The following is an 18,113-nucleotide window of genomic DNA, read 5'->3' as shown; positions in this document are numbered from 1 at the left end:
CGCCGCGGTCCCGAAGCGCCCGCCTCAGCTATGGATGGGACGGAGTCGGTGATGAACCACTCACTCCGCCCCGACAGGAGAAAGATGAAGAAGTTCGCAGTGTGCGTCGCGCTCGCCCTGATGGCGGGCAGCGTCGCGGCCAAGGAATGGCATACCGTGCGCATCGGCGTCGATGCGAGCTATCCGCCGTTCGAGTCCAAGGCCGCCAACGGCCAGATCGTCGGTTTCGACGTCGACCTCACGAAAGCGCTCTGTGCGCGCATGAACGTGAAGTGCGTGTGGGTGGAAAACGACCTCGACGGCATCATTCCGGCGCTCAAGGCGCGCAAGTTCGATGCGATCGTCTCGTCGCTGACGATCACGCCGCAGCGCCGCCAGCAGATCGACTACTCCGACAAGCTGTTCGACGCGCCCGCGCGCATGATCGCGCGCAGCGGTTCGCCGCTGCTGCCGACGCCCGAGTCGCTCAAGGGCAAGAACGTCGGCGTCGAGCAGGGCTCGACCCAGGAAGCGTACGCGAAGGTCCACTGGGCGCCCAAGGGTGTGAACGTGGTGTCGTACCAGAATCAGGATCAGGTCTATCAGGATCTGATCGGCGGACGTCTCGACGCCACGCTGCAGGACGAGGTGCAGGCCGACTACGGCTTCCTCAAGACGCCGCGCGGCAAGGGCTTCGGCTGGGCCGGCCCGGAAGTCGAGGATCTCGCGACCATCGGCGACGGCACCGCCATCGGCCTGCGCAAGGACGACGCCGACCTGAAGGCGAAGTTCAACGCGGCGCTCGCGTCGCTGCACAAGGACGGCACGTTCGACAAGATCGCGAAGCAGTATTTCGACTTCCCGATCTACAAGGGCAAGTAAGCCTCGCAACTGCGCCGGGCAACTTAACCGGGCAACTGCGCCGGCGCACGTCACCGGCGCGCCGCCCGGGGCTCGCCCCGATGGACCGCGCAGGCGCTTCGTATACAGTGCAATCGCAGTGCAGACGCAGTGCCATCGCAATACGAAGTGCGATGAGAAGCGCCCTTCGAGACGCAGTCCCAGGCGCCGTTCGACACGCGCCTCCAGGACACGGAGACCGACGGCCACGCGGCGAAGCCTCGCCAGCCGCGCTTGACCGGATTTGAACCGCGGCAGTCGCTGCCGCGCCTTTCGCGAGGCGCCCCTCGGCATCGAGGACGCTTCGTCGAGGACTCACCTATGTTTCTTCAAGGCTACGGCCCGCTGATCCTCGCCGGCACCTGGCAGACCGTCAAGCTCGCGGTGCTCTCGCTCGTGCTCTCCTTCGTGCTCGGGCTGATCGGCGCGGCGGCGAAGCTCTCGAAAAACCGCGTCGTGCACGGCGCGGGCACGGCCTACACCACGCTGATCCGCGGCGTGCCCGATCTCGTGCTGATGCTGCTGCTGTTCTACAGCATCCAGATCTGGCTGAACGATCTCACCGACATGCTCGGCTGGGATCAGATCGACATCGACCCGTTCCTCGCGGGCGTGGTGGTGCTCGGCTTCATCTACGGCGCGTATTTCACGGAGACCTTCCGCGGCGCGTTTCTCGCCGTGCCTCGCGGCCAGCTCGAAGCGGGCCACGCCTACGGCATGACGAACTGGCAGGTATTCAAACGCATCATGTTCCCGCAGATGATGCGCTTCGCGCTGCCCGGCATCGGCAACAACTGGCAGGTGCTCGTGAAGTCGACGGCGCTCGTCTCGATCATCGGCCTCGCCGACGTCGTGAAGGCCAGCCAGGACGCCGGCAAGGGCACGCTGCGCTTTTTCTTCTTCACGCTGCTCGCGGGCGCGATCTATCTCGGCATCACGACGGTCTCGAACTTCGTGCTGATGTATCTCGACAAGCGCTACTCCACCGGCGTGCGCAAGGCGGATCTCTGATCCAGGCTTAGGCAGAAGACAAGACAAGGCCAACGACAATGCAAGACCTGATCCAGCTGATCCAGCAGTACTGGCGCAACTATCTCTACACCGACGGCTACCACTTCACCGGCGTCGCCATCACGGCCTGGCTGCTGGTGATTTCGATCGGCCTGGGCTTCTGCCTCTCGGTGCCGCTCGCCGTGGCGCGCGTCTCGAAGAAGAAGTGGCTTTCGAGCCTCGTGTGGCTCTACACGTACATCTTCCGCGGCACGCCGCTCTACGTGCAGCTGCTGCTCTGCTACACGGGCCTCTACAGTCTCGAGATCATCCGCAATCATGAGCTGACGAGCGCGTTCTTCCGCAGCGGCATGAACTGCACGCTGCTCGCGTTCACGCTCAACACCTGCGCGTACACCACCGAGATCTTCGCGGGCGCCATCAAGGCGACGCCCTATGGCGAGATCGAGGCCGCGCGCGCCTACGGCATGAGCCCGTTCACGCTGTATCGCCGCGTGATCCTGCCGTCGGCGCTGCGCCGCGCGCTGCCCTACTACAGCAACGAAGTCATCCTGATGCTGCACGCGACCACCGTCGCGTTCACGGCCACCGTGCCGGACATCCTGAAGATCGCGCGCGACGTGAACTCGGCGACCTACCAGTCGTTCGGCGCGTTCGGCATCGCCGCCATGCTGTACCTGATCATTTCTTTCACGCTCGTGTGGCTGTTCCGCCAAGCCGAGCGCCGCTGGCTCGCATACCTGCGACCGCAAGGCAAGTGAGCCAACGAGGTCTTTGATGAATTCCCAGAAGCAGAAACTTTTCGTCGATTCGATCCACAAGCAGTACGGCGACAACGAAGTGCTCAAAGGCGTCTCGCTCAAGGCGAACGCCGGCGACGTGATCAGCGTGATCGGCTCGTCGGGTTCCGGCAAGAGCACGATGCTGCGCTGCATTAACTTTCTCGAACAGCCGAACGCGGGCCGCATTTTCGTCGACGGCGAAGAAGTCATCACGAAAGCCGACCGCCGCAGCGGCGCGCTCGTGGCCGCCGACGTCAAGCAGTTGCAGCGCGTGCGCACCAAGCTCGCGATGGTGTTCCAGCACTTCAACCTGTGGTCGCACATGACGGTGTTGGAGAACGTGATCGAGGCGCCCGTGCACGTGCTCGGCCTCTCGCGCAAGGAAGCGGAAGACCGCGCGCGCGTCTATCTGGAGAAGGTCGGGCTCGCGCCGCGCGTCGAGAAGCAGTATCCGTCGCATCTCTCGGGCGGCCAGCAGCAGCGTGTGGCGATCGCCCGCGCGCTCACCATGAACCCCGACGTGATGCTGTTCGACGAGCCGACTTCGGCGCTCGACCCCGAACTCGTCGGCGAAGTGCTCAAGGTGATGCAACAGCTCGCCGAGGAAGGCCGCACGATGATCGTCGTCACGCACGAAATGGGTTTCGCGCGCAACGTTTCGAATCATGTGATGTTCCTGCATCAAGGCCGCGTGGAAGAGGAAGGCGTGCCCGCCGAGGTGTTCGCCAATCCGAAAAGCGATCGTCTGCGCCAGTTCCTGTCGGGCAGTCTCAAGTGATGCCGCGTTTTTAGCCGGCTTTTAGTCGGCTTGTAGTCGACTCCATCCGCTAACGCAGCGATGTAGTAAAAGTAGTATTTCAAGGCGCTTTCAGCGCCTTTTCTTTTTTCCGCAAGCCGGGCCGTCCGCACCCGCAAAAAGCCGTAAAAAACGCGTTTATGCGCATTACTCCTGCGCCATCCGCGCGTCAATAGTGGCAATCCTGAGGAGTCCCCTGGCTGATCCGTGTGTCCCTTATCCAATAAGGATTTAGACATACTTTTGAGACCAGGGTGACCACCATCCAGGAAGGTGATATGGCAATTTGACGACACCCCGCGACGGCCGCGCGATTTCGTTCGCCACCGTCCACCTTTTTTGCTAAATTAGTAACCAAAGTAGCAAAACAAACTTCTTTAAAAGTAGTTTCACTTCAAATAAGAACGGGAGATGCCAGTCAACCAGGGGATCTGCAAGACGACTCGATCAGGTTGTCCTGCTCGCATCGTTTCCGTACGCCGATCCTCCGGGTCACACTCCCTTTACGCGACCGTTTCTGTCCGCAGCACCCCGAAGGCGCGCGGACGTCTTTCGCAGTACTAAGGTTGACTCTTTGACAGGGTATGGAGGAGAAGATGAAGAAAGCATTGCTCGCCGCAGCATTGATGTCGGCCGGCGTCGTGGCGCATGCGCAAAGCAGCGTTACGCTCTACGGTCGTCTTGACGCGGGTATCGCATGGATGAACGGCATCGGCGCAGGCTCCGGTGCGAATGGCCAGGCCACGCACGGCTCGAGCCAGGTCCAGCTCGAAAGCGGCTACTGGGGCACCAGCCTCTGGGGCATGAAGGGCGTTGAAGACCTGGGCGGCGGCAACAAGGCACTCTTCCAGTTGGAAGGCAGCTTCAGCACGGCAACGGGCGCAGGCCCGGGCAACGGCGGTCTCTTCAATCGCTGGGCCACCGTCGGTATGTCGAACGACATGTACGGTACGCTGTTGATGGGCCGCGAACTGATGCTCGTGAACGGCATTTGGGACTTCGACCCGTTCGGTCAGTCGAACTGGTCGTCGGCATCGATGGTCCGTGGCCGTAACTGGCCGCAATCGAGCAACAACATTTCGTACCAGTCGCCGAAGTTCTACGGCTTCGACGTGTACGGCCAGTACTCGTTCTCGAACGCCACGAGCTGGAACGGCAACGGCACGACCGCTCAAGGCCGTCAGGACGGTATCCAGCTGACCTACACGAGCTCGCTGTTCCAGATCCGCGGTATCTACGACGAAATCCGCAATCCGGCCAACGGTTCGCTGGGCGGCTCGTACGACCAGATCAACTCGACCAATTCGTCGCAAGGCGTGTTCGCCTACTCGCGTGACTACATGGCGATGGTCAACGTGTTCCTCGGCCCGTTCAAGGTCCAGGGCGGCTATGAAGCCGTGCGTTCGTCGGGCATGTCGGGTCTGGCGATCGGCCAGCCGAGCACGCTCGATCACGAGTGGGGCGGTGTGACGTGGCAAGCCACGCCGGCTGCCGCGCTGATCGCTGCGGTCTACCACGTCAACGCGAACAACGGCGGCGGCAACGCCACGCTGTACACGATCGGCGGCTCGTACAACCTGTCCAAGCGCACGCTGCTCGACCTGCAGGTCGCCACGGTGCAGAACAGCAAGTCGGCCAACTTCGGTCTGAACGCCAACAACTACGGCGACTCGGCTGCCACGGGCAACCCGCTGCCGGGCCACAGCCAGACCGGCGTGTACGCAGGCATCCAGCACTCGTTCTAATCCAGGGCGAGTGTAGACAGAACAGCTACATCGACGTTTTCACGCTGCTGCGAGAGGCGCGTATCGGTGCGGTGTCCGAAAGGGTACCGCACCGTTTTTTATTGCTGGGCGGCCTTCTGGCCGCCCTTTTCTTTTATGGCTTCGCGATCGTGCTCGATCGTGCGCGATGGTGCTCGATCGTGCGGACGATCAGACGGCCGCTTCGTTCTCTTCGCCCGTGCGGATGCGGATCACGCGCTCCACGTTGGTCACGAAGATCTTGCCGTCGCCGATCTTGCCGGTGCGCGCCGCGCCGATGATCGCGTCGATCACCTGGTCGGTCTGCTCGTCGGCGACCACGACTTCGATCTTCACCTTCGGCAGAAAGTCGACCACATATTCGGCGCCGCGATAAAGCTCCGTGTGGCCCTTCTGGCGGCCGAAGCCCTTGACTTCGGTAACGGTCAGGCCCGTGAGGCCCACTTCGGCGAGCGCCTCGCGCACTTCGTCGAGCTTGAACGGTTTGATGACGGCGGTAATGCGTTTCATGGCGATCCTCGTTCGGTATCGGTTACGTATCGGTGATTGGCGCGGTGATTTGCGGTAAATGGGCAATCGGTATGCGTGATTTTACGCCGCCGGTTCCTGCGCGGGCACGCGCTCCAGATCGGCGAGCCAGACGACCGATTCCGAATCGCTCGGCGCGCGCCAGTCGCCGCGCGGCGACAGCGAGCCGCCCGTGCCCACCTTCGGCGCGTTCGGAATGCAGCTGCGCTTGAACTGGCTCTGGCGGAAGAAACGGTCGAGGAAGATGCGCAGATTGCGCTTGATGGCCGCGAGATCGTACTGATTGCGCGCCACCTCGGCGTTCTCCGGCCACGCGCCCGTCTCGCGGTCGCGCCACGCGTGACGCGCGAGAAACGCGACCTTCGCGGGCGCAAAGCCGAAGCGCAGCGTGTAGTAGAGATTGAAATCCTGCAATTCGTACGGCCCGATCGTGCTTTCGGTCTTCTGCTCGGGCGCGCCGTCCGACTTGCCGGGAATCAGTTCAGGGCTGATATCGGTGCCGAGAATCGCTTCGAGCACGTCGCGGCCGCTCTCGCCGTTCTGGCCGATCTGCCCGGTTTCCGCGACCCAGCGCACGAGATGCGTGATGAGCGTCTTCGGCACGCTCGCGTTCACGTTGTAATGCGACATGTGATCGCCGACACCATAGGTGCACCAGCCGAGCGCCAGCTCGGACAGATCGCCCGTGCCGATCACGATCGCGTGATTGAAGTTGGCAAGGCGGAACAGATGATTCGTGCGCTCGCCCGCCTGCACGTTTTCAAAAGTGATGTCGTAGCTTTCCTTGCCTTCCGAATACGGATGGCCGAGGTCTTCGAGCATCTGCATGCAGCTCTGGCGGATGTCGATTTCGCGCGCCGTGCAGCCCACGAGATCCATCAGCTCGCGCGCCTGCCGCAGCGTGCGCTCGCTGGTCGCGAAGCCCGGCATGGTGTACGCGAGGATGTTCGCGCGCGGCAGCTTCAGACGGTCCATCGCCTTCGCGCAGACCAGCAGCGCGTGCGTGGAGTCGAGCCCGCCCGACACGCCGATCACGACCTTCTTGAGGTTGGCCTGCGAAAGACGCTGCACGAGCGCCTGCACCTGGATGTTGTAGACCTCGTTGCAGCGCTCGTCGCGGCGCTTCGGATCGGCCGGCACATAGGGGAAGCGTTCGACGCGCCGCTCCAGCGCGAGCGTTTCCTGCTGCCACGGCGCGGCGCCTTGCGCGGCGCCCAGCGCGCACTCGATCACGCGGAACTTCGCGATCTCGTCGGCGTGACGGCGGATCGAATCGCCGAACGTGGTCTGGCGGATGCGCTCCTGCTGCAAACGCTCCAGATCGACATCGGCGTAAATGATGTGCGAGTCGTCGAGAAAGCGCTCGGACTGCGCGAGCAGCTCGCCGTTCTCGTAGACGAGCGCCTGGCCGTCCCACGCGAGGTCGGTGGTCGATTCGCCCTTGCCCGCCGAGGTGTAGAGATAGGCCGCGAGGCAGCGCGCCGACTGCTGCGAAACCAGCTGATGGCGATAACCCGCCTTGCCGACCACGACGTTCGACGCGGAAAGATTCACGAGCACGGAAGCGCCCGCGAGCGCCGCGAACGACGACGGCGGAATCGGCACCCAGACGTCCTCGCAGATTTCCACCTGGAAGCGCAGGCCCGCGATCTCGGGCACGTCGAACAGCAGCGCGGCGCCGAACGGCACGTCCGCGCCCGCGATGCGCACGCTGTCGACGCTCGCGTTGTCGGCGGCGCTGAACTGGCGGCGTTCGTAGAACTCGCCGTAGTTCGGCAGATAGGTCTTCGGCACGACGCCCGCAACGCGCCCGCCTGCCACCACGGCGGCGCAGTTGAACAGCGAGTGCCCGACGCGCACCGGCAAGCCGACGATCATCGCGAGCGGCAGCGTCTTCGAGGCTTCGGCGATCTGCGCGAGCGCGTGCTCGCAGGCATCGAGCAGCGCCTGCTGATGGAAGAGATCGTCGCAGCTATACGCCGACAAACCGAGTTCCGGGAACGCGACCAGCGCCGCGCCCCTGGCGGCGGCCTCGCGCGCGAGCGCGAGCGTCTGTTCGGTGTTGAAGACCGGATCGGCCACGTGGCAGCGCGGCACGCCTACGGCCACGCGCGCGAAACCATGCGAATAGAGATTGAAGAAGCGCTCTTTCATGTCGATAACCTTGGGGCCCTTGAGGCATTCGGCGCGCGAGGCGCCTGGCAAGCGAATCGTGCTGTTCGTGCTGTCGGCGGCAGAACGACGTCATGGCGACGGTCGGCGTGAGAACGGCGGCGCGCGGGCGCTCACCCGTTCGGAGGGTTTGCTTTACCATGACCGCTTGCCGCGGCGCGGCGAAACCGGCGCACCTCGCCGCGACAGGCCGAACGCCTGCCCGCCCGCCTCCACCTCGCCACGCCAGAACGGGCACGCAAGTTGAAAAAGGAACATTTCGATTATCGCACGGGCATTCTCGGCTCACCGGCCGAGATCGACGCCGCCGAATGGAACGCGCTGCTCGCGCGCCAGGCGCAGCCGACGCCCTTTTTGCGCCACGAATTCCTCACGGCGCTCGACGCCACGCGCTGCGCCGCGCCCGACGCGGGCTGGGCGCCGCAGTTCGTCACGCTCACCGACACGCGCACCGGCCAGCTCGCGGCCGCCGCGCCGGTCTATCTCAAGGGCCACTCGTACGGCGAATACGTCTTCGACTGGGCCTGGGCCGACGCCTACAAGCGCAACGGCCTCGAGTACTACCCGAAGCTGCTGTGCGCCGTGCCGTTCACGCCGGTGCAAGGCACGCGCCTGCTGGCCGCCGACGACACCGCGCGCCGCCATCTGGCCGCCACGCTGCTGGCGTTCGCGGAGCAGGCCGAAGTCTCGTCGCTGCACGTGCTGTTTCCGCCCGAGGACGACGCGCGCGCGCTCACCGATCTCGGCATGATGCAGCGCGAAGGCGTGCAGTTTCACTGGCTCAACAACGGCTACCGCGACTTCGACGATTTCCTCTCGACGCTCGAACAGAAAAAGCGCAAGAACATCCGCGCCGAACGCCGCAAGGTGCGCGACGCGGGCGTGACGCTGCGGCGCGTGCGCGGCGAGGATATCCGCGACGAAGACTGGCGCTTTTTCAGCCGCTGCTATCGGCAGACCTACCGCGAGCATTTTTCGTCGCCGTATCTGAACCTCGATTTCTTCCGCATGATCGGCGCGTCGATGCCCGAGAACCTGCTGCTCGTGATCGCCGAATACGAAGGCAAGCCGATCGCCAGCTCGCTCGTGGTGTATCAGCGCGGCGCCGACGGGCGCGGCGGCACGCTCTACGGCCGCTATTGGGGCGCGCTCGAACACGTGCCCTGCCTGCACTTCGAGACCGCGTACTATCAGCCGCTCGAATTCTGCATCGAGGAAAAACTCGACGTGTTCGAGGGCGGCGCGCAAGGCGAGCATAAAATGGCGCGCGGCTTCATGCCGACCGTCACGCGCTCGGCGCACTGGCTCGCACATCCCGCGTTCGCCGACGCCGTCGCGCGTTTTCTCGACAGCGAGACGAATCAGATTCACGCCTATATGCACGAGCTGAACGAGCACAATCCGTTTCGGGCGTGACACGCGTCCAGACCTGAACCTATACCCGCCTCACGATCATCGCTTCCAGAAATATGCCGTGGTTCCTCTACCTGCTCGAATGCGCCGACGGCAGCGTCTATACAGGCATCGCCCTCGACGTGGCCGCGCGCTTCGCGCAGCACGCCGACGGCACGGGCGCGCGCTACACGCGCTCGCGCAAGCCCGTGCAGGTGCTCGCGCAATTCGAGCTCGCCGACCGCGCGAGCGCCTCGCGCGCCGAATACTGGGTCAAGCGCCTCACGCCGCGCGAAAAGCGCGCGCTCGCGGCGGGCGCGCGCACGCTCGAATCGGTGCTGCCGCCGGTGCCTGTGGAAGCGCCTGTGGACGCGCCCGAGAGCGGCGAGCCGGAGACCGAAGCGCCCGCTTGAAGCGAGCGCGTTCGCCTGGCCGACGCCCATGAAAAAACCGCACGCCCTTTCGGCACGTGCGGTTTTTTTTACAGCCTGGAAACCGGGCGTTGCGACGCTTACTTCTTCGCGTTCGCGAGGCCTTCGGTGATTTCCTTGTGAGCGGCTTCGATGCCGACCCAGCCTTCGACCTTGACCCACTTGCCCTTTTCGAGCGCCTTGTAGTTCTCGAAGAAGTGCTTGATCTGGTCCTTCAGGTACTCGGGCACGTCGTCGAGCGACTTGATGTTGGCCGTCATCGGGCAGACCTTGTCGTGCGGCACGGCGATCAGCTTCGCGTCGACGCCCGACTCGTCCGTCATCTGCAGCATGCCGAGCGCGCGCGAACGCACGACCGAGCCGGCCAGCAGCGGGAACGGCGTGATCACGAGCACGTCGACGGGGTCGCCGTCGCCCGAGAGCGTCTGCGGAATGAAACCGTAGTTGACCGGATAACGCATGCCGGTGCCGACGAAACGGTCGACGACGAGCACGCCCATTTCCTTGTCGGCTTCGTACTTGACCGGATCGCTCTGCGCCGGAATCTCGATGATCACGTTGAAGTCGTGCGGCAGATCCTTGCCGGCGGGGACATTTGCGAAGCTCATGAGCGCTCTCTGTGAGAAGGGGAAAAAAGCGACGGTTCACGCGTGGCGCGCGGCGAGCACGCGGCTCTCGCGCAAGGCGTGCCGGTGCGAAACCGGACGTCGGAGGTTCGCAGCATTATAGCCAATCGGCTGCGGCGCCCGGATGAACCCCGAGCGAATCCCCCGTGAACGCGGCATGAAGCGTCTCCTGAAAACGCCCGCGCGCGCCGCGATTGGCGCGATAATGACCCGGCGGTCCAGGCGCTCGCGCCCGCCATGCGCGGCGCATGCCTGATGATGGTCGACACGTGGTTTCGTCTTGCATTCCCCTTCCCTCGTTTCATTCCCTATTTACGAGGCGCATGCATGGAAGAAGCGAAGCATTTCATCGGCGGCGCGTGGCGCGCGCCCGCCAGCGGCGAGACGATCGCCGCCATCGATCCCTCCACCGGCCAGCCCTTCGCGCAACTCGCGCGCGGCAACGCCGCCGACATCGACGCCGCCGTGCAGGCCGCGCGCGCCGCGTATGAAGGCGCATGGGGCGCGCTGAGCCCCGCCGAACGCGGACGCCTGCTGTTCAAGCTCTCGGGTCTCGTCTTGCAGCATCAGGAAGCGCTCGCGCAACTCGAGGCGCAGGACACCGGCAAGCCGCTCAGGCAGGCCCGCGCCGATGCCGCCGCGCTCGCGCGCTACTTCGAGTTCTACGCGGGCGCCGCCGACAAACTGCACGGCGAAACGCTGCCCTATCAAAACGGCTACACGGTCCTCACGATCCGCGAACCGCACGGCGTGACGGGCCATATCGTGCCGTGGAATTACCCGATGCAGATCTTCGGACGCAGCGTGGGCGCCGCCCTCGCCGCCGGCAACGCCTGCGTGGTGAAGCCCGCCGAGGACGCCTGCGTGTCGCTGCTGCGTGTCGCGGCGCTCGCGCACGAAGCCGGTTTCCCGCCGGGCGCGCTCAATCTCGTCACCGGTCTCGGGCACGAGGCGGGCGCGGCGCTCTCGGCGCATCCGGGCATCGATCACATCTCGTTCACGGGATCGCCGCAAACCGGCAAGCTCGTCGCGCAGACCGCTGCGGGCCATCACGTGCCGGTCACGCTCGAACTCGGCGGCAAGTCGCCCCAGATCGTGTTCGCCGACGCCGACTTCGACGCCGCGCTGCCCGTGCTCGTCGCCGCCATCGTGCAGAACGCGGGGCAAACCTGCTCGGCGGGCAGCCGCGTGCTGATCGAGCGCAGCGCCTACGCGCCCTTGCTCGACCGGCTCGCGACGGCGTTCGCGGCGCTGCGCGTCGGGCCTGCGGGCGCCGATCTCGACTGCGGTCCGCTCATCAACGAGAAGCAGCGGCGGCGCGTGCGCGACTTCCTCGACGAAGCGCAGCGCGACGGCATCGCCGTGGCCGCGCGCGGCACGCTCGACGCGGGCGCGCCGTCCGGCGGTTTCTACGAAGCGCCGACGCTCCTGCGCGACGTGCCGCCGCAAAGCCGCCTCGCGCAGGAAGAGGTGTTCGGACCGGTGCTCGCCGCCATGCCCTTCGACGACGAGGCACAGGCGCTCGCGCTCGCCAACGGCACGCCCTATGGCCTCGTCGCGGGCGTGTGGACGCGCGACGGCGCGCGCCAGATGCGCATCGCGCGGCGCGTGCGCGCGGGCCAGGTGTTCGTCAACAACTATGGCGCGGGCGGCGGCGTCGAACTGCCGTTCGGCGGCTCGGGCCAGTCGGGTTACGGGCGCGAGAAAGGCTTCGAAGCGCTCTACGGTTTCACGGTGCTGAAAACCATCGCGCTCAAGCACGGCTGACGCCGCTTCTACACCACGCATAAAAATTTCGGAGACAACATGCGACTCAAAGGCAAGACGGCCGTCGTGACGGGCGCCGGTTCGGGCTTCGGCGAAGGCATCGCCAAGACCTATGCGCGCGAAGGCGCGAATGTCGTCGTCAACGATCTGAACGCCGAGGCCGCGCAGCGCGTGGCGGGCGAGATCGCGCACGCGGGCGGCAGCGCGCTCGCCGTGCAAGGCGACATCACGCGCGAAGCCGACTGGCACGCGTTGCGCGAAGCCGCCATCGGCCGCTTCGGCAGCGTGGAGATCGTCGTCAACAACGCGGGCACCACGCATCGCAACAAGCCCGTCATGGAAGTCAGCGAAGCGGAATTCGACCGCGTCTACGCCGTCAACGTCAAAGGCCTCTACTGGAGCGTGCGCGCGTTCGTGCCGCATTTTCGCGAGCGCGGCGGCGGCGCGTTCGTCAACATCGCCTCGACGGCGGGCATCCGGCCTCGCCCCGGACTCGTCTGGTACAACGGCAGCAAGGGCGCGATGATCGTCGCGAGCAAGGCGCTCGCCGCCGAACTCGGCCCGGACCGCATCCGCGTGAACTGCGTGAATCCGGTGATCGGCGATACGGGGCTCACGGCCGAATTCATGGGCGTGCCCGATACGCCCGAGAACCGCGCGCGCTTCGTCGCGACGATTCCGCTCGGGCGTTTTTCCACGCCGCAGGACGTGGCCAACGCGTGTCTCTATCTCGCGTCTGACGAGGCGGCGTTCATCACCGGCACGTGTCTCGAAGTGGATGGCGGGCGCTGCGTCTGAGCGCCATCGGCCTCATCGTAAGTGCTTGACGTATGAGTGTTTTCCCGCGCCGCCGCGCCCCGGCGGCGCGGCTAGAATGGTCGTGCTTTTGCCTGGCATCGTCGAGATCAAAAACAGCCAACACACGACATTGGAGACACCATGTCCAGTCCAGCGAATCCCCTGCCGCACGCCAACGCGGGCGCGCCGACGTCGGCGTTCGAGGAAGCCACTTACCGCAAGGTCGCCTGGCGGCTCACGCCGCTCCTGATGCTCTGCTACGTGGTCGCGTATCTCGACCGCGTGAACGTCGGCTTCGCCAAATTGCAGATGAGCGCCGCGCTCAATCTCTCCGATGCCGTCTACGGCTTCGGCGCGGGCATTTTCTTCATCGGTTACTTTTTGTTCGAAGTCCCAAGCAATGTGATCCTGCATCGCGTGGGTGCGCGCATCTGGATCGCGCGCATCATGGTCACGTGGGGACTCGTCTCGATCCTGACGATGTTCGTCACCACGCCGACGATGTTCTACGTGATGCGCTTTCTGCTCGGCCTGTGCGAAGCGGGCTTCTTTCCCGGCATCATTCTGTATCTCACGTACTGGTATCCGGCGCACCGGCGCGGCCGCATGACGACGTGGTTCATGACGGCGATCGCGCTCTCGGGCGTGATCGGCGGGCCGGTGTCGGGCTGGATTCTCAAGGCCTTCGACGGCGCGAACGGCTGGCAAGGCTGGCAGTGGCTGTTTCTGCTCGAAGGGCTGCCTTCGGTGATCGTCGGCGTGCTGGTGTTCTTCGTGCTCGACGACCGCATCGCCAACGCGAAGTGGCTTACGGCGGAGGAACGCGCGCTGCTCGAACGCAACATCGCCGCCGAGGACGCCACCAAGGAAGATCCGCCGCTCGTCACCGTGCTCACGAGCCCGCGCGTGCTGCTGATGAGCTTCACCTACTTCTCGTTCGTGATGGGTCTGTACGGCGTGAGCTTCTGGCTGCCGACCATCATCAAGGCGACCGGCGTGAAAGACGCGCTGGCGATCGGGCTGCTCTCGGCGATTCCGTTCGCGGCGGCGGTGGTCGGCATGGTGCTGGTGGCGAGAAGCGCGGACCGTCGCCGCGAGCGCCGCTGGCACATCGCGATTCCGGCGGCGGCGGGCGCGCTCGGCCTCGTGCTCTCGGTGACGTGGGCGCACGACACCACGCTCGCGATGGCCGCGCTCACGCTCGCGACCTTCGGCATCCTCACCACGCTGCCGCTGTTCTGGAGCCTGCCCACGGCGTGGCTTGCGGGCACGGGCGCGGCGGCGGGCATCGCGCTGATCAACTCGATCGGCAATCTCGCGGGCTTCCTGAGCCCCTACGCCGTGGGCTGGCTCAAGCAGGCTACCGCGGCCAACGACTCGGGCATGTACATGCTCGCGGCGTTCATGATTCTCGGTGGGCTGCTCGCGCTTTCGGCGCCGAAGGCGCTGGTGGATCGATAAACGCGCCACACATCCGTCGATAAAAAAACGGCCGCTGGTTTAGCGGCCGTTTTTCGTTGCAGCGAGTGCTGCTTTCGTGCGCGAACGCAGCGTCACACCACGTTCATCGACATCGCACTTTCACGGTAGTGCGTCGCGGCCTTGTCCGCGTCGCCGAGCTGCTCGTGCAGACGCGCGAGCGCGCGATGCGAGCGGATCTTGAGCGGCTCGTTGCCGTGCGCGTTGGCCGACTTCAGCGCCGCTTCGAGGAACGACTGCGCCTTGCCCCACAACTGCTGCTTCAGGCACAGGCGGCCCAGCGCGAACAGCAGGTCGCCGTCCTCGGGACGCTCCTTGCGCCACGCCTCGGCTTTCTGAATGAGCGGCAGCGCGTCGTCGCCCGCGGTGTCGGGATAGCGGCGCAGCAGGCGCGCGTCCCAGTTGTGCGAGAGCGCTTCCTCGACGATCTTGCGCGCGTCCGCCGGCCGCTCCAGCGCAATCAGCAGTTCGGCTGCGCAATCGGCCAGACGCGGCGAATGACGTTCGACCGGCGAGAGCGCGTGCCACAGTTCGAGCAGCGCGTCGGCGTTATGGCGACGGTCGCGCAGCAGGTTTTCCGCCGCCAGCTGACGCAGACGCACCGCCACGGCCGGATGCAGCGCCTCGCGCTTTTCGAGCGTCTTGACGAGCTTGAGCACCTCGCTCCAGTTCTTGAGCTGCTGCTGCGCGCGCAAGGCGATTTGCTGCGCGTGGATGCGGCGGCCGCCCTGCGAGCGCATTTCGGTGAGCGCGGCGAGCGCGCCGTCCGCGTCGCGGCCATCGGCGCGCATGTCGGCGGTCGCCATCAGACGCGCTTCCTGCAACTCGGGGTCGTCGACCTGCGTGAGCCAGTCGTCGCGGCGCGCGTATTCGTGCAGACGATGCGCGGCGTTCGCGCCGATCAGGCCCGCGGCGCCCTTGTTGTTGTCGTCGGCGAGCGAATCGCGCGCGGCCTTCTCGGCGCGCGAGAAACGGCCCGCGTAGAGATTGCCGACCGCGTCGCGCAACGCCGAATGCGCCTTTTCCTTGCGCGCGCGCGCCCGGTAAGCGGCCACGCGGCGCGGCATCGTCACGATGTTGCGCACGAAGCGCAGGATCGCGTAGAGCAGCAGGAACGCCACCACGATGCCGACCACGAACAGATTGAGCGAGACATCCACGCGATACGGCGGATAGACGAGCAGCACCTGCCCCGCGTCGAAGCGGCCGACGGTCGCGAGCGCGACCGCCACGACGAACAGGAGCGCGAGCCAGAGAAGTCCACGGATCGCCATGCTTACCCCCGGCTCTGGTATTGCTGCAGCGCCTTCAGGCTCGTGTCGAGCGTGGGCAGCGCGACGGCGGCCGAACCGGCGTCCACCTGCTTGAGCAGGTCGCGCACGTTCTGCGTTTCCTTCGACGCGCTGTCGAAGTAGCGCGCGAGCGAGGCGTCGGCGGCGGCGAGATCGGACTTGAGCGTGGCCGGGTTGCGCGAGAGCAGCGACAGGCGCGCCGACAGCAGGCGCAGCTTCAGGTTCTCGCGCATGAAGTAGCCCTGATCGGGCGAGACCAGCATGGCGTCGGCGTTGTCGATGCGGCGCACCTGGACGAGACTCGCGATCTGCTGGCCGATGCCGTGCACGAAGGTGTCGAGCCAGGCCTTCCAGCGCGGCTCGCCCGTGGCGGCGGCCGTGACGGCGACGTCGGCGGGCGCGGCGGTTTCGGGCTTCGTGTGCGCGACGAGCGCTTCGCCCGCGAGCGGCAGCGCGTCGATTTCGGCGAGCGCCGTGTCGAGCTTGATGGCGAGACCGGCGAGGTCGGTGGACGGCGCGGCCTTGAGCTTGTCGATGTCCGCGGCGATGGCCTTGCGCACGGCGAGCGCCTGCGGGCTGGCCGACGCGGCGAGACGCGTGTCGGCGCTTTGCAGCGCGAACAGCGCGAGCTGCGTGTTGCCGGTGAGCTGAAGCTGTTCGCTCGCGCTCGACAGCATCTGGCCGACTTCGGCGAGCATCCAGTCGTCGCGGTTGCGCGCGAGGTCGGCGTATTGCTGCGTGAGCGCCTGCTGCGAATTCTGCGCGTCGGCGATCTTGCCTTCGAGCTGCGCCATCTGCTTGTCGATCTGCTGGGCGCTGGACGCGGCCTCGTCGGCGCGCGCGCGCAGCGCGGCGGTCTGCTGGTCGGCGCTTTGCTGGCGCTGCGCGAGCGAGGCGTCGACGCGGTCGAGCTTGCGGTTGAGCGCATAGCCGCCGCCCGCCGCACCGGCCGCGAGCAGCACGACCACGAGCCAGAGGATCGCGTTGCCGGCGCCGCGACGCGCGCCGCCGTTGCCGGGCGGCGTCAGCGGCGCCGACGCATAGGACGACGACGACGCGGGCCGCGCGCTCGCGCTGGCAGGCTTCGCAGACGAGGAAGCCGACGATGATGCGGTGTGCGAAGCGCCCGTCGAAGCGGCGCCTTGATTGGGAACGTGGCTGGAATCGTTCGAATCAGTCATGCGTGGTTGTGCCGGCGGCGAGGCCGGGGTGTTCTGAACCGGTTGAGCCGCTGAAGCAGCGGCTGGAGAGAGATCGGAAGAAACCGTGGCGGCGGACGCTGACGCAGAAGCGGCAAGCCCCAGCAGCGTCTCGACGATGCGCTCGTCGCCCGCGCCGGACACCGTCATCCTATCAAAACCCAATCCGCGCGCCGTCTCGGCAATACGCGGATGCGGTGCGACCAGTTGAGCGTGGCGCAACTCGACGATCTCGCCCGCCGTGAGGTGCTCGCGCGCGAGTTCGTCGAGGTTGCGCACGCCTTCCGAGCTGGTCACGAGCCAGGCGTGCGGCGCGCCTTCGAGCAGCGCGTGGACCGCCGCCCACGCGCCCATCGGCGGCTCGGGCACGATGCGGCGGTAGGCCGCGACGGCTTCGACTTCCGCGCCCGCTTCGCGCAGGCGGTCGGCGAGCCATTCGCGCCCGCCGTCGCCGCGCACGATCAGCACGCGCTTGCCGGCGAAGGCGTTCTCGCCGAACTGCTTTTCGAGCGCGGCGTACAGCGATTCGGAGTCGAAGCGCGCCGGTTCCTCGTCGGCGGAGCCCGCCGGACTGATCACGCGATGCTCGGGCGCGGCGACGCCGTGGCGCGCAAGCGCGACGACGCTGGCCGGACCGACCACGCCGACCGGCAGCGCGTGCGGCCAGATCGACGAAATCGAGCGGTAGCACTCAAACGCGCGATCCACCGCATTCGGCGACACGAACACGACGAGCGCATAACGGTCGAGCGCGTTGAGCGCGTCGCGCAGCGGCGCGTCGTCGCCCACGGGCGCGATGGCGATCAGCGGGAATTCGAGCGCGCGCAGGCCGCGTGCGGCGAGTTGCGCCGAGAGCGCATCCGACTGACCGGCCGGACGGGTGATGACGACGGTGAAATCGGCAGCGGCGGCATGGCCCGCGATATCACCGCCCGCTTCCTCACGCGGCACGGCCGAATCGGCCGGCCCGCGCCACTCGTCGGGCTGGGCCGAACCCGGGCCGCCCTGGCGCGGCTGCCACGGGCCGGCAGTCATCGCGGCTCGGCGGGATCGTCGCCCGCGCGGTTGGCGTTGCCGGAGGAGGCCGGAGGGGCATTCGGCACGCGTTGTTCTTCAGGACCCGCTTCAGACAGCGCGCGCACGATCTCGAGCGCGCCCTGGGCGATCAGTTCGTCGGCGACCTTGCGGCCGAGCGCGA

15 protein-coding genes and 1 pseudogene are annotated in these 18,113 nt (G+C 66.1%); 10 read left to right on the top strand and 6 right to left on the bottom strand.

Annotation, left to right across the window (positions count from 1 at the left end):
• Nucleotides 1-84: 84 nt before the first annotated feature.
• From LDO54_RS17255 to LDO54_RS17235, 5 genes are all read left to right on the top strand, one after another.
• A complete protein-coding gene (locus LDO54_RS17255) occupies nt 85-861 on the top strand; it encodes an ABC transporter substrate-binding protein (protein ID WP_224011910.1) in 777 nt (258 codons plus the stop codon).
• A 339-nt stretch (nt 862-1,200) separates the two neighbouring features.
• On the top strand, nt 1,201-1,890 hold the full coding sequence (locus LDO54_RS17250) for an ABC transporter permease (RefSeq protein ID WP_224011909.1): 690 nt from the start codon (nt 1,201-1,203) through the stop codon (nt 1,888-1,890).
• 47 nt (nt 1,891-1,937) lie between these two features.
• Nucleotides 1,938-2,651 carry an ABC transporter permease gene (locus LDO54_RS17245; RefSeq protein WP_224011962.1) on the top strand — a complete coding sequence of 238 codons (714 nt, stop codon included), beginning with the start codon at nt 1,938-1,940 and terminating at the stop codon, nt 2,649-2,651.
• Nucleotides 2,652-2,667: 16 nt separating this feature from the next.
• Complete coding sequence (locus tag LDO54_RS17240) at nt 2,668-3,450, top strand: ABC transporter ATP-binding protein (protein ID WP_224011908.1); 783 nt, start codon at nt 2,668-2,670, stop codon at nt 3,448-3,450.
• 614 nt (nt 3,451-4,064) lie between these two features.
• Complete coding sequence (locus LDO54_RS17235; protein WP_224011907.1) at nt 4,065-5,213, top strand: porin; 1,149 nt, start codon at nt 4,065-4,067, stop codon at nt 5,211-5,213.
• A gap of 189 nt (nt 5,214-5,402) precedes the next feature.
• Here the strand turns inward: LDO54_RS17235 and glnK are convergent, their stop codons facing one another.
• Nucleotides 5,403-5,741: a P-II family nitrogen regulator gene (gene glnK / locus LDO54_RS17230; RefSeq protein WP_224011906.1), complete on the bottom strand. Its 339-nt coding sequence runs from the start codon at nt 5,739-5,741 to the stop codon at nt 5,403-5,405.
• An 81-nt stretch (nt 5,742-5,822) separates the two neighbouring features.
• Nucleotides 5,823-7,913: an NAD(+) synthase gene (locus LDO54_RS17225; RefSeq protein WP_224011905.1), complete on the bottom strand. Its 2,091-nt coding sequence runs from the start codon at nt 7,911-7,913 to the stop codon at nt 5,823-5,825.
• A 261-nt stretch (nt 7,914-8,174) separates the two neighbouring features.
• Here LDO54_RS17225 and LDO54_RS17220 point away from each other — a divergent pair, with 261 nt between their 5' ends.
• Together LDO54_RS17220 and LDO54_RS17215 are read left to right on the top strand one after the other, a co-directional pair.
• Nucleotides 8,175-9,347 (top strand): GNAT family N-acetyltransferase, encoded by a 1,173-nt coding sequence (locus tag LDO54_RS17220; RefSeq protein ID WP_224011904.1) that lies wholly within the window; start codon nt 8,175-8,177, stop codon nt 9,345-9,347.
• A gap of 53 nt (nt 9,348-9,400) precedes the next feature.
• Nucleotides 9,401-9,736: a GIY-YIG nuclease family protein gene (locus LDO54_RS17215; RefSeq protein ID WP_224011903.1), complete on the top strand. Its 336-nt coding sequence runs from the start codon at nt 9,401-9,403 to the stop codon at nt 9,734-9,736.
• A gap of 98 nt (nt 9,737-9,834) precedes the next feature.
• Here LDO54_RS17215 and ppa read toward each other — a convergent pair whose 3' ends face one another.
• The gene (ppa, locus tag LDO54_RS17210) at nt 9,835-10,362 is read right to left on the bottom strand and encodes an inorganic diphosphatase (RefSeq protein ID WP_224011902.1); all 528 of its coding nucleotides are present in this window, start codon (nt 10,360-10,362) and stop codon (nt 9,835-9,837) included.
• Nucleotides 10,363-10,707: 345 nt separating this feature from the next.
• Between ppa and LDO54_RS17205 the strand changes: the two genes are divergently transcribed.
• From LDO54_RS17205 to LDO54_RS17195, 3 genes are all read left to right on the top strand, one after another.
• On the top strand, nt 10,708-12,147 hold the full coding sequence (locus LDO54_RS17205; RefSeq protein WP_224011901.1) for an aldehyde dehydrogenase family protein: 1,440 nt from the start codon (nt 10,708-10,710) through the stop codon (nt 12,145-12,147).
• Nucleotides 12,148-12,186: 39 nt separating this feature from the next.
• Nucleotides 12,187-12,945, top strand: a complete 759-nt coding sequence (locus LDO54_RS17200; protein WP_224011900.1) for an SDR family oxidoreductase — start codon at nt 12,187-12,189, stop codon at nt 12,943-12,945.
• 141 nt (nt 12,946-13,086) lie between these two features.
• On the top strand, nt 13,087-14,406 hold the full coding sequence (locus tag LDO54_RS17195) for an MFS transporter (protein WP_224011899.1): 1,320 nt from the start codon (nt 13,087-13,089) through the stop codon (nt 14,404-14,406).
• 92 nt (nt 14,407-14,498) lie between these two features.
• On the opposite strand, the gene LDO54_RS17190 is transcribed toward LDO54_RS17195, so the two are convergent.
• The 3 genes and pseudogenes from LDO54_RS17190 to LDO54_RS39260 form a co-directional block, all read right to left on the bottom strand.
• Nucleotides 14,499-15,698: a heme biosynthesis protein HemY gene (locus LDO54_RS17190; protein ID WP_224011898.1), complete on the bottom strand. Its 1,200-nt coding sequence runs from the start codon at nt 15,696-15,698 to the stop codon at nt 14,499-14,501.
• A gap of 2 nt (nt 15,699-15,700) precedes the next feature.
• A complete protein-coding gene (hemDX, locus tag LDO54_RS17185; protein WP_224011897.1) occupies nt 15,701-17,950 on the bottom strand; it encodes a fused uroporphyrinogen-III synthase HemD/membrane protein HemX in 2,250 nt (749 codons plus the stop codon).
• Nucleotides 17,947-18,113: pseudogene (locus LDO54_RS39260) on the bottom strand (hypothetical protein); the annotation flags it as partial. The gene hemDX and the pseudogene LDO54_RS39260, both read right to left, overlap by 4 nt.

This window comes from Paraburkholderia tropica (genome assembly GCF_914484835.1).
GTDB classification, from domain to species: Bacteria; Pseudomonadota; Gammaproteobacteria; order Burkholderiales; family Burkholderiaceae; genus Paraburkholderia; species Paraburkholderia tropica_A.
Note: the sequence above shows the minus strand (reverse complement) of the source record. Positions and strands in the feature narration are given on the sequence as shown.